The 13,567-nt window shown below is 60.6% G+C and carries 12 protein-coding genes; 9 read left to right on the top strand and 3 right to left on the bottom strand.

What is annotated here, in order from left to right; translation table 11 throughout:
* Nucleotides 1–32 precede the first annotated feature (32 nt).
* From AC1ROR_RS19965 to AC1ROR_RS19955, 3 genes are all read right to left on the bottom strand, one after another.
* Complete coding sequence (locus tag AC1ROR_RS19965) at nucleotides 33–1,226, bottom strand: hypothetical protein (protein ID WP_498590468.1); 1,194 nt, start codon at nucleotides 1,224–1,226, stop codon at nucleotides 33–35.
* Between the two features lie 6 nt (nucleotides 1,227–1,232).
* Nucleotides 1,233–1,694 carry a hypothetical protein gene (locus tag AC1ROR_RS19960; protein ID WP_498590467.1) on the bottom strand — a complete coding sequence of 154 codons (462 nt, stop codon included), beginning with the start codon at nucleotides 1,692–1,694 and terminating at the stop codon, nucleotides 1,233–1,235.
* A gap of 221 nt (nucleotides 1,695–1,915) precedes the next feature.
* Nucleotides 1,916–3,088: a M20 aminoacylase family protein gene (locus AC1ROR_RS19955; RefSeq protein WP_498590466.1), complete on the bottom strand. Its 1,173-nt coding sequence runs from the start codon at nucleotides 3,086–3,088 to the stop codon at nucleotides 1,916–1,918.
* Nucleotides 3,089–3,295: 207 nt separating this feature from the next.
* On the opposite strand from AC1ROR_RS19955, the gene AC1ROR_RS19950 reads away from it, so the two are divergent.
* From AC1ROR_RS19950 to AC1ROR_RS19910, 9 genes are all read left to right on the top strand, one after another.
* Nucleotides 3,296–4,003, top strand: coding sequence for a phosphoribosyltransferase (locus AC1ROR_RS19950; protein ID WP_498590465.1), 708 nt, complete (start codon nucleotides 3,296–3,298; stop codon nucleotides 4,001–4,003).
* A gap of 205 nt (nucleotides 4,004–4,208) precedes the next feature.
* Nucleotides 4,209–5,264 (top strand): dipeptidase, encoded by a 1,056-nt coding sequence (locus tag AC1ROR_RS19945; RefSeq protein ID WP_080839755.1) that lies wholly within the window; start codon nucleotides 4,209–4,211, stop codon nucleotides 5,262–5,264.
* 50 nt (nucleotides 5,265–5,314) lie between these two features.
* Nucleotides 5,315–6,955: an ABC transporter substrate-binding protein gene (locus AC1ROR_RS19940; RefSeq protein WP_003499025.1), complete on the top strand. Its 1,641-nt coding sequence runs from the start codon at nucleotides 5,315–5,317 to the stop codon at nucleotides 6,953–6,955.
* An 18-nt stretch (nucleotides 6,956–6,973) separates the two neighbouring features.
* Entirely contained in the window at nucleotides 6,974–8,041 is a 1,068-nt protein-coding gene (locus AC1ROR_RS19935) for an ABC transporter permease (protein WP_080839757.1), read from the top strand.
* The gene (locus AC1ROR_RS19930; protein ID WP_003499027.1) at nucleotides 8,038–8,970 is read left to right on the top strand and encodes an ABC transporter permease; all 933 of its coding nucleotides are present in this window, start codon (nucleotides 8,038–8,040) and stop codon (nucleotides 8,968–8,970) included. The genes AC1ROR_RS19935 and AC1ROR_RS19930 overlap by 4 nt, the downstream gene beginning before the upstream one ends.
* On the top strand, nucleotides 8,967–9,803 hold the full coding sequence (locus AC1ROR_RS19925; protein WP_498590464.1) for an ABC transporter ATP-binding protein: 837 nt from the start codon (nucleotides 8,967–8,969) through the stop codon (nucleotides 9,801–9,803). The genes AC1ROR_RS19930 and AC1ROR_RS19925 overlap by 4 nt, the downstream gene beginning before the upstream one ends.
* Complete coding sequence (locus AC1ROR_RS19920) at nucleotides 9,800–10,549, top strand: ABC transporter ATP-binding protein (RefSeq protein WP_498590463.1); 750 nt, start codon at nucleotides 9,800–9,802, stop codon at nucleotides 10,547–10,549. The genes AC1ROR_RS19925 and AC1ROR_RS19920 overlap by 4 nt, the downstream gene beginning before the upstream one ends.
* A gap of 258 nt (nucleotides 10,550–10,807) precedes the next feature.
* Nucleotides 10,808–11,710, top strand: coding sequence for a LysR family transcriptional regulator (locus AC1ROR_RS19915; protein ID WP_498590462.1), 903 nt, complete (start codon nucleotides 10,808–10,810; stop codon nucleotides 11,708–11,710).
* A 182-nt stretch (nucleotides 11,711–11,892) separates the two neighbouring features.
* Entirely contained in the window at nucleotides 11,893–13,428 is a 1,536-nt protein-coding gene (locus tag AC1ROR_RS19910) for an ABC transporter substrate-binding protein (RefSeq protein ID WP_498590461.1), read from the top strand.
* Nucleotides 13,429–13,567 lie beyond the last annotated feature (139 nt).

Raw genomic sequence — 13,567 nt, 5'->3', positions numbered from 1 at the left:
CCGGTGAGTCGGTGCAGGCATAAGCGCGGAGATTAAACGGAGAGGGGGCCGCCCACCTGCTTTTCGGCCCAGTCATGCGCCCAGCTGGCGCGCGAGCAATAACCGCGACTGCCATCTTCGCCGAAAAACACGCCGGCCCAGAGCGGCGTCGCATCATCCGTCAGAACCCAGCCGCCGGAATCGCCCTGCGTCGGCATGGGCGTGACGAGATGCCCGAGCGCACCGCCAATCGGAATGACCGGCTGCGGCCGAAGCTCGATCTGGTCGCGAAAACAATAGGTCGAGGTGCCGTCCGTGAAGGCGTAGCTGATCGCCAGCGAACCGAGCTTGCACTTATAGGTGCCGCTTTTGCCGCTGAGGGTCACGTTTTGCCCCGGCGTCAGGCTGGCGGCCACCCCGCCCAATGAAGAGGCTGCCGGTGCTTTGGTCAGCTCGATCAGCGAGAAATCGAACATATTCACAGGCGGATCGTTGCCGGGATAGGGATTGGGTATCGGCAGTACCACGGGATCGCAGACCGTCTGCGCCGGCAAGGGATGGAGCTTGGTATGATGTATCACCGCGCCGATCCGTTTTCCCGATACGTCGAAAATATCGTTGCCGGTGTTGGCGACATGGGCGCAGGTCATGCCATATTGCTTTTTGCGCGCGTTGGTCAGCGTCCCGCCATAGGTGCCGGTGTCACCGGCGCTGGTGGTGATTTCATCACCGGCAGCAAAGGCAAGCCTTGCCCTTGGACGTTCCTCTATCCGGGCGGAAGCGAGACTCCCATCAATGAGAGCGGTTAATAGGCGAAGCGCCGCAATGTCGCTGCCGTCCTCCAGAGGCTCAGGCGCAGCTTTTGCCGGGGTCTTGAGCGGGCCGTAAACGATGGTCATCACGACAGGACCGCTTTTCGTTGGGCGCGGGATTGCGTCCCACAGCGAAACGTCACGCTTGAGGTCGCGGCGCCTATATCCCTGATAGGGCGTCTGGAGCGGCCATTCCGGAAAAGCCAGGGGCAATCTCCACCAGTCGCGGAAGGGACGACCGTCAAGAAGATACTCATACCGGTAGCGTTCGCTCTCCGGCAGGACGCCATCTTCCATATCGTAAAGCAGCATCCATAACGGATCCACGTCGAGGGTGAAGCCGTGCACGATGGGGATTTTCGATGCCTCGCGCGCCAATTGCGTCATGGCATCGGAAGCGTCGAAATAGGCGCGCAGGTCCTCATAGGTCGGCATGGACGCTTACTCCGGTTTGGGTTCGAAAAATCCGGCGACGAAGGTGAAGATCGGCGCGAGCAGGCCGGCCCAGAAAACGCTGTACCATTGGTGCACGAGAAAGACCGAGCCGCTCAATGTGTAGGCCCAGAGCACGAAGGCGATGGTGGAGATGCCGGCATTCAGCATCCAGGGCTGGCCCGGCAGTCTGCGGCGATAGAGATAGATGGGCGTGCCGATGATGCCGAGGGCCAGAATGGCCCAGCTGACGATCGCGGCCTGCGTGGAGACGGCGCTGTCCGCCGCGAGCGTGCTCAGCCCATAGTGGGAATTGACCATTTTATCGACGGCAACGTAAAGGGCGACGGATTCTGCCGGGATATATTTGATCAGACGGTCGCGATAGTCATCGGGCGGCAGGTTTTTATAAGATTTAGCTTGGGCCAGACGCCCGGTAATCGCACTTTGTGGCACAACAAGTCTCGTCATGATGCTTGCCCGCGTGAGAATTTGAACAGAAATAAAATAATAAAATGCGATTATGCCGTGTATGTATACTAAATATCTGGTTGAGTCTATTGAATATTGATGTACACGGCCAAGAATTCTAGATTCTACACAGTATTATTTCGCCATTGTCCCAAGGCGATTGTTGGAAGATAGCTTTACGTCTGAAAGCCACGCCGGCTCTTATGCCGGAGCGGCCGCTTTCACTCCGCCGCCAGCTCCTGCTCCACCAGTGTCGCCCAGAAGGCCGCACCCGGAACGATTGCGGCGTCATTGAAGTCGTAGGACGTGTTGTGGTGCAGCGCGCCATCCACCGCTGGGCCGTTGCCGAGCCAGACGTAACAGCCGGGCGCTTCACCGGCGAAGAAGGCGAAATCGTCGCCGGCTGTCGAGGGCGGAAAGGCGGTGCGGGCCTTGTTGCCAAAGACGGTTTTGGCGGCTCGGAGCGCCCGTTTCGTTGCATCGGCCTCGTTGATGACAGGCGGAATGCGGCGGATGAATTCGTAATTCGCCTCGATGCCGAACATGGCTGCCGTACCCTTGGCGAGCCTGCCGATTTCCGTTTCAAGCTGGTTGCGCACGTCTGGCGCATAGGCACGCGCCGTGCCGCCGATTTCGACGAGATCGGGGATGACATTGAGCGCCTTCGGGTCACCCGCCTGCACCGAGCAGGCGCTGACGACGGCAGGTTGCAGCGGATCGACGACGCGGCCGACGATGCTTTGCAGCGAAGCGAGGAAGGTGCCCGCCGCCGTCACCGGGTCGCGGCCGAGATGCGGCTTGGCGCCGTGGGTGCCGACGCCCCTGAAGGTGACGCGCCAGCTATCGGAAGAGGCGAGCTGTGGCCCTTCCACCACGGCCATCTCGTCAATGCCAAGCCCCGGCATGTTGTGCAGGCCATAAACCGCATCGCAGGGGAACAAGGTAAAAAGCCCGTCCTCCACCATTTTTTTCGCGCCGCCGCGGCCCTCTTCGGCCGGCTGGAAGATGAAATGCACGGTGCCGGAAAAATCGCGGGTTCTTGCGAGATAACGCGCGGCGCCCAGCAGCATGGCAGTATGGCCGTCATGGCCGCATGCATGCATCTTGCCCGGGAACTTCGATTTATAGGGCCTGTCAGGTGCTTCCGGCATGGCGAGCGCATCCATATCGGCGCGAAGACCGATGCTGCGGGTGCCGTTGCCAACCTGCAGGGTGCCGACCACGCCGGTGCCGCCAAGACCGCGATGGACCTTCAATCCTGCCCTTTCGAGCAGGTCGGCGACGATGGCGCTCGTTCTCTCCTCTTCAAAGCCCAGTTCCGGATGGGCGTGGAGATCGTGGCGAAGCTCCGTCAGGAATGGCAGGTCCTCGCCGATGCGGTCCAGCAGTCTCATAGCTTGTCCTTGAATATGGGAAAAACTCACGCCATAGGTGAGCTTGTCCGAATGCCTGTTGCTTTGTTTCCTTCTAGCTGAAAAAGCCAATGAAAAGAACCCGCCGCATGTTTGCGGTTGTTGAAATGCCTGATGTGAAGAACCGGGTTGGCGTGACTGAAAATTGCCAGTGCTGTTTGCCGCCCCGTTCCTGAAAGGAAAAGACCGATGCCGCAATCCGCATCGCCCGCCGCCCAGTTCCCCGCCGCGCCGCATGAATTCTGGCAGGATATCTGCGCGCCTCGCACATTTGATACGGCAGGCCCGCATTCCGGCTTCTTTCCGGCGGAACTGGATGATGGACGTCAGATCTGCCTGCCGATCCGGCCGCTGGCGGATGGCGAGCACGCGCTGGCCTCGCTCATCGTCAATCAGGCCTCTTTTGAGGTGCTGGAGGCGCTGGCCGCCGATCTTGCCCAGAAGCTTCTGCCCCTCAAGCCCGATGTGGTGATTGGCCTGCCGACGCTCGGGTTGACGCTCGCCGCCGCCGTTGCCCGTCACCTTGGCCATTCGCGTTACGTGCCGCTCGGGACATCGCGCAAATTCTGGTATCTGGAGGAACTGTCGGTGCCCATGTCCTCCATCACCACCAAACAGGAAAAGCGGCTTTATATCGATCCGCGCATGTTGCCGCTCATCGAGGGCAGGCGGGTGGCGCTGGTGGATGATGTCATATCGAGCGGCAGTTCCATCATTTCAGGTCTTTCGCTTCTCGCCTCGTCCGGCATCCGGCCGGTGGTGATCGGCGCAGCCATGCTGCAATCGGATCGCTGGCGGCAAAAAATCGCTGCTTTCGGGCCGGAATGGCCGGAGCGGGTGAGGGGTGTTTTCGCCACGCCGCTGCTGAAGAAGGCGGAAGACGGCTGGCGGGATTGACGTTTCGCAATTCGCGGTAAAAGGCAAGTGGTGATAATTTCATCGTTGCCTAATTTGCGTCTTGCGGAGCCGCGAGAGATCGTCCTAAGATCATCTTCGACAGATTACAGCGGTCGGCGAAAAATGCGCCGGTTTGCTTTCGCGCGGTGTCATTCCGGCGTCTGCCCACCCCCTTTGGTCTTGCCGCTTACTGGAATTTCTTGACATGCATGCAGTGTTCGACGGTCATAATGATGTGCTGCTTCGGTTGTGGCGCAACAGCAAGGCCGGCGCCGACCCGGTTGCGGAATTCAAAAACGGCACGCGCGAAGGCCATATCGACGGTCCCCGCGCAAGGGCGGGTGGCCTTGGCGGCGGTATCTGCGCCATCTACATCCCCTCGGGCGATCTGATCCTGCAGGAGCCGGACCAGAACGGCCACTACAACACACCGCTTGCCGCCCCACTTGAACGCCAGCCCTCGCTTGATATCGCCATGGAAAAGGCGGCGATCGCGCTGAGGCTCGATCGTGCCGGCGCCTGGCGGCTTTGCCGCTCCACGGCGGAAATCCGCAAAGCCTTTGCCGAGGATGTTTTCGCCGCCGTGCTGCATATGGAGGGCTGCGAGGCGATCGGAGCCGATCTCGACGCGCTGGAGGTGTTTTATGCCGCCGGCCTGCGCTCGCTCGGCCCGGTCTGGAGCCGGCACAATGTTTTCGGCCATGGCGTTCCCTTTTCCTATCCCATGTCGCCCGATACCGCGCCCGGCCTTACCGATGCCGGTTTTGCGCTGGTGAAGGAGTGCAACCGGCTCGGCATTCTCATCGATCTTGCGCATATCACCGAAAAGGGCTTCTGGGATGTGGCGAAGACCACGAACCAGCCTTTGATCGCCAGCCATTCCAACGCGCATGCGCTCACCCCCGTCGCCCGCAATCTCACTGACCGGCAGATGGATGCCATCAAGGAAAGTGGCGGTCTGGTCGGCCTCAACTATGCCGTGACCATGCTGCGGGCGGATGCGCGCGACATTGCTGATACCCCGCTTTCCGACATGGTGCGCCACATCGACTACATGGTGGAGCGCATGGGCATCGACTGCGTGGCGCTCGGATCCGATTTCGACGGCGCGACGGTACCCGTCGGCGTTGCGGATGCGAGCGGCAATCACAATCTGGTTGCGGCGCTGAAATCGGCGGGCTACGGTGACGGAGAACTGGCCAAAATCTGCCGGGAAAACTGGCTGCGCGTCCTGTCACAGGCCTGGCATGAACCGGCCTGACGACAAATAAAAGCGAACTAAATCAATCTCATAACAAAAGGGGAGATACTATGATCAAATCGCTCAACAAGTCCATGCGTATCCTTAGCACCAGCGCTGCCCTGTCGCTGATGATGCTGTCTGCGCCGCACGCTTTCGCCGCCACGCCGGCCGACACGCTGGTCGAAGGTTTCGCCATCGACGACATCATCACGCTCGATCCGGGCGAGGCATTCGAGCTGTCCGCAGCCGAAGTTACCGGCAATACCTACAGCAAGCTGGTTTCCATCGATCTCAACGACACCTCCAAGGTGATCGGCGATCTCGCCGAAAGCTGGACGACCTCCGAGGACGGTCTCACCTACACCTTCAAGCTGAAATCGGGCCTGAAATTCGCTTCGGGCAATCCGGTCACGGCTGACGATGTGGCATTCTCCTTCGAGCGCGCCGTCAAGCTCGACAAGTCGCCCGCGTTCCTGCTGACGCAGTTCGGCCTCAAGGGCGACAACGTCAATGAAAAGGCGAAGGCTGCGGATGCGAACACCTTCGTACTGACGGTCGACAAGCCCTATGCGCCGAGCTTCGTGCTGAACGTGCTCACCGCAACTGTCGCTTCGGTGGTCGACAAGAAGCTGATCACCGAAAAGGCGAAGTCCGTTACCCCGAGCGCCGATTACAAATACGACACCGATTTCGGTAATGAATTCCTGAAGACCGGTTATGCCGGTTCCGGCCCCTACAAGATCCTTGGCTGGAAGGCCAATGAAGCAGTCATCCTCGAGGCCAACCCGAATTATTACGGTGAGAAGCCGAAGCTGAAGCGCGTCGTCTATCGTCACATGAAGGAAAGCTCGGGCCAGCGCCTGGCGCTTGAAAACGGTGATATCGATGTGGCCCGCAACCTCGAGCCGGGCGATATGGAAGCCGTTTCCAAGAAGGAAGGCCTTGCCGTCACCTCCGCGCCGAAGGGCACCGTCTATTATTTCAGCCTCAACCAGAAGAACGAGAACCTGAAGAAGCCCGAGGTCATCGAAGCCTTCAAATATCTGGTCGATTACGACGCCATCGGTGCGACGATCATCAAGGGCATCGGCGAAATCCACCAGACCTTCCTGCCGAAGGGCCAGCTGGGCGCGCTTGACGAGAACCCCTACAAGCTCGACGTCGCCAAGGCGAAGGAACTTCTGGCCAAGGCCGGCCTGAAGGACGGCTTCACCGTGTCCATGGATGTGCGCAATACGCAGCCGGTAACCGGCATTGCCGAAAGCGTGCAGCAGACGCTGGCGCAGGCCGGCATCAAGCTGGAAATCATTCCGGGCGATGGCAAGCAGACGCTGACCAAGTACCGCGCCCGCACCCATGATATCTACATTGGCCAGTGGGGCTCGGACTATTTCGATCCGAACTCGAATGCGGAAACCTTCACCATCAACTACGACAATTCCGATGAGGGCAAGAACAAGACGCTCGCCTGGCGCAATGCCTGGGACGTTCCTGACCTGACCAAGGAAACCCAGTCGGCGCTTCTGGAGAAGGACAGCGCCAAGCGCGCCGCCATTTATGAAAACCTGCAGAAGGAAGTTCTGGCGAAAGGTCCCTTCGTCATCATCTTCCAGCAGACGGAAGTGGCGGGATATTCCGCCAAGCTCAAGGGCCTGAAGCTCGGACCGAGCTTCGACACCAACTACGTCTATACGATCTCCAAGGAATGATCCGGAAGGATCGGTCTCTTGAGCATCGTTGAAACGAACAGCCGGGCGAGGCAGGGCAAACGCCGTGCCAACGCCCGTGTGAAGGCCATTCTCGGCTTCGCCGTCACCGTCATCACCACCTTTCTGGGGTTGATGGCGGTCACATTTTTCATTGGCCGTGTGGTGCCGATCGATCCCGCATTGGCGATCGTCGGCGACCGCGCGCCTGCGCATGTGGTCGAGCGGGTGCGTGAGCAGCTCGGCCTCAACCTGCCGCTCTGGCAGCAGTTCTTTCTTTATCTGAAGCAGGCGCTTTCGGGAGATTTCGGCATCTCCGTCCTCACCACCAATCCGGTGATGGAGGACATCAAGCGGGTGTTCCCGGCGACGATCGAACTTGCCACGATCGGCACCATCATCGGCGCCGTTTTCGGCATACCGCTGGGCGTGCTTGCCGCCGTCAAGCGCGGCAGTTTTGCCGACCAGGTGGTGCGCGTCATCGGCCTCATCGGTTATTCCGTGCCGATCTTCTGGCTCGGCCTCCTGGCGCTGCTGGTGTTTTACGCCCGGCTGCAATGGGTCGCCTATCCCGGCCGCATGGATATCGTCTATGAATTCACCTTCACGCCGGTCACGGGCTTTTTCCTGATCGACGCGATCTGGCAGCGGCAATGGGACGTGTTGTGGGACCTGTTCCGCCACATCATCCTGCCAGCCTCTCTGCTCGGTTATTTTTCACTGGCCTATATCAGCCGCATGACGCGTTCCTTCATGCTGAACGAGCTCGCCCAGGAATATATCGTTGCGGCACGCGCCAAGGGGCTTTCGGAAACCCGTATCATCTGGTTCCACGCGCTGCGCAACGCCGCCGTGCCGCTGGTAACGGTGATTGCGCTGTCCTATGCCGGTCTACTCGAAGGTTCGGTGCTGACCGAAACCATCTTCGCCTGGCCGGGGCTTGGCCTCTACATCACCAATTCCCTGCAGAATGCGGATATGAATGCCGTTCTTGGCGGCACGATCGTGATCGGCGCCATTTTCGTCGGCATCAATCTCTTCTCCGATCTGCTTTACCGGACGCTCGATCCAAGGACGCGCAGCCGATGACGATTTCGACCGACACACTGAAACCCTACAGCCGCGAATGGCTGCTCTCCGACCGGCCCGCCTCGCGCAGACAGGCGCGGCTTGGCCGTGCCTATGTCATCTGGCGGCGCTTTTCGGAAAACCGGCTGGCGCTGCTGGGCCTCGGCATCATTGTTGCGCTGCTGTTCGTCGCGCTGTTTGCCAATGTGCTGGCACCGCACAATCCGGTGCAGGGCGATCTGCGCAATGCCCGGCTTCTGCCGCCGGGGACGGAAGGTTACCTGCTCGGCACGGATGATCAGGGGCGTGATATTCTCTCGCGTCTCATTCATGGCTCGCGGTTGACCCTCTTTGTCGTGCTGCTGGTGGCCATCATCGCGGCCCCCATCGGGCTCATTGTCGGCACCGTCTCCGGTTATGCCGGCGGCTGGGTGGATGCCGTTCTGATGCGCATCACCGATATCTTTCTGGCCTTTCCGAAACTGGTTCTGGCGCTGGCGCTGGTGGCAGCCCTTGGGCCGGGCATTGAAAATGCCGTGCTCGCCATCGCGGTCACCTCATGGCCGCCCTATGCGCGCATCGCACGCGCCGAAACCATGACCTTCCGCAATTCCGATTTCATCGCGGCGGTGAAGCTCATGGGGGCCTCGCCCTTCCGCATCGTCCTGAAACACGTCATGCCGCTTTGCATGTCGTCGCTCATCGTGCGTGTCACGCTCGATATGGCGGGCATCATCCTCACTGCCGCCGGTCTTGGCTTCCTTGGCCTTGGCGCGCAGCCGCCGCTGCCGGAATGGGGCGCGATGATCGCCTCCGGACGCCGGTTCATTCTCGATCAATGGTGGGTTGCCGCCATGCCGGGCATTGCGATCCTGATCGTCAGCCTCGGTTTCAACCTTCTGGGCGATGGCCTGCGTGATGCGCTGGACCCCAAGGAGGCAAACCAATGAGCGCACCGCTTCTGACCGTTGAGAACCTGCGCGTTTCCTTTCCCACCCGCACCGGGCTGGTGGAGGCGGTGCGCGGCGTCTCCTTCACGCTGGGACGTGAACGCCTCGGCATTGTCGGCGAATCCGGCTCCGGCAAATCGCAGACCGGCCGCGCCATCATGGGGCTAACCCCGAAAAGTGCGCGCATCGAGGCCGATGCCCTGCGCTTCGGCGATATCGATCTTCTCAAAGCTTCGGCGAAGGAAAGGCGGCTCATGCGCGGCAAGCGCATGGCCATGATCCTGCAGGACCCGAAATATTCGCTGAACCCGGTCATGCCCATCGGCCGCCAGATCATGGAAACGCTGCGCACCCATGAGAAGATCGGCAGCGGCGAGGCGCGCCAGCGCACGCTCGCCATGCTGGAAGCCGTGCAGATCCGTGATCCCGAACGCGTCTTCGATCTTTATCCGCACGAGGTTTCCGGCGGCATGGGCCAGCGTGTCATGATCGCCATGATGCTGGTCTGCGGCCCCGAATTGTTGATTGCCGATGAACCGACTTCGGCGCTCGACGTGACCGTTCAGCTCGAAGTGCTGGACATTCTCGACAAGCTGGTGCGGGATCGCGGCATGGGGCTGATCTTCGTCAGCCACGATCTGCGGTTGGTATCGTCTTTCTGCGACCGTGTTCTGGTCATGTATGCCGGCAAGGTGGTGGAGGAGCTTGCTTCCGCCAATCTGAAAGAGGCGAAGCACCCCTATACGCAGGGCCTGCTGAACTGCCTGCCGGAGATTGGCGGCCACCGGCATCCGCTGCCGGTTCTGGAACGCAAGCCGGAGTGGCGCGCATGAGTTCAGTTCTTTCCGTCCGTGACATGGTGGTCGATTTCGACGGTTACATCGCGCTCGACAGCGTCAGCATCGATGTGGCCGAGGGTGAATCTTTCGGTATCGTCGGCGAATCCGGTTCCGGCAAATCGACGCTGCTGCGCGCCATTGCCGGCCTCAACCATTTTGATGAAGGCTCCTTGATGGTCGCCGGGCGCTCCTATTCCGGCAAGCACCGCGACAAGAGCTTTTATAGCGATGTGCAGATGGTGTTTCAGGACCCCTATGGCTCGCTTCACCCGCGCCAGACGGTGGATGCGCTGCTGCTCGAACCGCTGGTCATCCAAGGTCTGGATAATCGCGAGCAGCGCATTGCCCGGGCATTGGACGAGGTGGGCCTCGGCACCGGCTTCCGTTTCCGGTATTCGCACCAGCTTTCCGGGGGCCAGCGACAGCGTATCGCCATTGCGCGTGCGCTGATCGTCGAGCCGAAAATCCTGCTGCTGGATGAGCCGACCTCGGCCCTCGACGCCTCCATTCAGGCGGAAATCCTCAACCTGCTTGAACAGGCCCGCAAGGATCGTAACCTGACCTTCGTCATGGTCAGCCACGATCTCGGCGTCATCAGCCACATGTGCGATCGCCTTGCGGTGATGAAAAGCGGCAAGGTGGTGGAAATGCTGGAGGCGGAAGCGCTGGAAAGCCGCGAATTCAGCGCGGATTATACAAGGCAGCTGCTGGTGGCGAGCGAGGGCTTCAAGCGCGCGTGATGGCGCGAGGGTGCCTCCTTTTTCTTCTCCCCGAAGGGGGAGAAGATGGCCCGAAGGGCCAGATGAGGGGGCAAGCTCTCCGCATATCTCTGCCGTCGCCCCCTCATCCCGCTGCCGCGGACTTCTCCCCGGCGGGGAGAAGAAACAAGCGGCGAGTTTTGCTTTCACGAGCGATCTTCCCGGGTGAAGTATTTTCTCGCGACGCTGCGATGATATGGTGAGCCCCACACCGGCCCACCCGAACAAGGTACCCACCCCATGCAACTGCGCGCCCTGATGTATTTCGACGAACTGGTCCGCACCAATTCCATGCGCGCCGCGGCGGAAAACCTGAATGTCGCGCCGACTGCGGTGAGCCGGCAGATCGAAAATCTCGAATATTATTTCGGCTCGCCGCTGGTGGAGCGTTCCAGCCGCGGCGTGAAGCTGACCGCTGCGGGAGAGCTGCTCGCCGCCCGCGCCGGCAAGACGTTGCGGGAACTCGACCATGTGCACCAGCTCATTGACGATCTAAAGGGCCTGCAGCGCGGCCGGGTTACCGTCTATGCCAATGGCGCGACGGTCGCGAACCTTCTGGCACCCGTGCTGGCGCAGTTCAGCCTGAAATATCCGAAGCTGCGCTTTGAGGTGCATATTACCAGCGCCCGCCAGGCAATGGAGGCGCTGGGTGCGGCGGAGGCTGATCTGGTCGTCAGTCTGTTTGCCCCGAAGGTTTCCGGTGTGAAAGTGCGCTCGCGCACCCGTATCAGCTATGACGCGATCTTTCCCGCCGGTCATGCGCTTGCCGGGCAGGCGGAAGTCTCGCTCAAGGAGCTGGCCAGCCTGCCGCTCGCCCTGCCGGACAAGAGTTTTGCCGCGCGTCAGGCTTTCGACACGCTGTTTGCCGATGGGGGCATCGAGCTTGATCCCGTCTTCATCACCAGCTCTTTGGAAATGCTGAAGGAACTGGTGCTGGGCCACGCCGCCGCCACGCTGCTGCCGGCGCTTTCGGTGGCGCGGGAAATCCGCAGTGGGCAGATGGTCGCCGTTCCGCTCTCCGGCAAGAAGGGCATCCATACCCAGATCGATCTCTGTGTCGCGCCCGACCGGCAATTGTCCTTCGCCGCCTCCAAGCTCGCCGATTTCATCGAGCGCTTCATGCGCGAGGCGACGGCGGGATAAGCGGGATGGTTTGGTCTTTCCGCCCGGACGGTTGATTTCTATCTGCATTTCCGTGTAGCCATTTCAGCTACACGGAGCACACAAAAATCGAGATTGTGTGTGCGCCTGCAACATGACACTCTTTTTGCAAAGGGCGGTCTTCCGAGGGCAAAAATGCCCCGGCCGCCAGACAGGGGACAATGATGCCACGCACTTATCTTTCGCAGGCGGCAACGCTTTCGCGCCGTACCGCGCTGACCCTTGCATTGGGCACGGCGCTCTGGCTGCCGCTTTCGGCAACGGTTGCCGAAGCCGCGCCGAAAACCGCGCTGACGCTTGGCATGGCCGTCGAGCCGGCCGGTCTCGATCCGACCATCGCCGCCCCCGTCGCCATCGGCCAGGTCACCTGGCAGAATGTCTTCGAAGGTCTGGTGAAGATCGACCGCGAAGGCAAGGTAAAGCCGCAGCTTGCCGAAAGCTGGGAAATTTCCCCTGATGGCAAGACCTATACGTTCAAGCTGCGCAAGGGCGTGACCTTCCATGATGGCGAGACCTTCGATTCCTCTGTCGCGAAATTTTCGCTGGATCGGGCGCGTGGCGAAAGCTCGGTCAATCCGCAGAAACGCTTCTTCGCCGCCATCGACAGTATCGAGACGCCGGATGCCGCAACGCTGGTGCTGAAGCTGAAGCAGCCGGCCGGCAGCCTTCTCTACTGGCTCGGCTGGCCGGCCTCCGTGATGGTGGCGCCGAAAAGCGCGGAGAATAACCGCACCACTCCTGTCGGCACCGGCCCGTTCAAATTCGTGGCCTGGGCCAAGGGCGACAAGGTCGAGCTGCAGAAGAGCGACGCCTATTGGGACAAGGCCGTGGCGGTGAAGCTGGAGAAAGCGACCTTCCGTTTCGTCTCCGACCCGCAGGCGCAGGCCGCGGCGCTGAAATCCGGCGATATCGATGTCTTCCCGGAATTCGGCGCACCGGAACTGATGACCTCCTTCGATGGCGACGCGCGCCTCGGCACCTTCGTTGGCAATACCGAGTTGAAGGTCGTGGCCGGCATGAACAATGCCCGCAAGCCCTTTGACGACAAGCGCGTGCGTCAGGCGCTGATGATGGCGGTGGATCGCGGTACTGTCATTGAAGGCGCCTGGTCCGGCTTCGGCACGGCCATCGGCAGCCATTACACCCCGAATGACCGCGGCTATATCGATACAACGGGCGTTCACCCCTTTGATATCGACAAGGCCAAGGCGCTGCTTGCCGAAGCCGGTTATCCGGATGGTTTCAACTTCACCATCAAGGCCCCGCAAATGGCCTATGCCCAGCGCACCTCACAAATCCTGCAGGCGATGTTTGCCGAACTCGGCGTGACCATGACCATCGAGACCACCGAGTTTCCGGCGAAATGGGTGGCGGATGTTCTCAAAGGCGCGGATTACGACATGACCATCGTTGCCCATGCGGAGCCGATGGATATCGATATCTACGCGCGCGATCCCTATTATTTCAATTACAAGAACCCGACCTTCAACGAGGTCGTGGCGAATGTCGAAAAGACGGCGGATGCCGGCGAGCAGGAAAAGCTCTATGGCGAAGCCCAGAAAATCCTCGCGGAAGATGTGCCGGCTCTCTTCCTTTTCGTCATGCCGAAACTTGGCGTCTGGGACAAGAAGGTGAAGGGGCTTTGGGAGAACGAGCCCATTCCCTCGAATGTGCTGACGGATGTGCATTGGGAAGAATAGGGTTTGTTGTGGGGGGTAGGGCGCAGTTTCCCCATCCACCTCATTCCTGTGCTTGTCACAGGAATCCAGCCAGCCCAAGTCCTTGGGCTAAAAGGAGTCTCTCCGCCGCGCGGACGCGTGTCGGCTGGATCCCTGTGAC

Source organism: Agrobacterium sp. GW821-FHT14E08, assembly GCF_058803865.1.
Note: the sequence above shows the minus strand (reverse complement) of the source record. Positions and strands in the feature narration are given on the sequence as shown.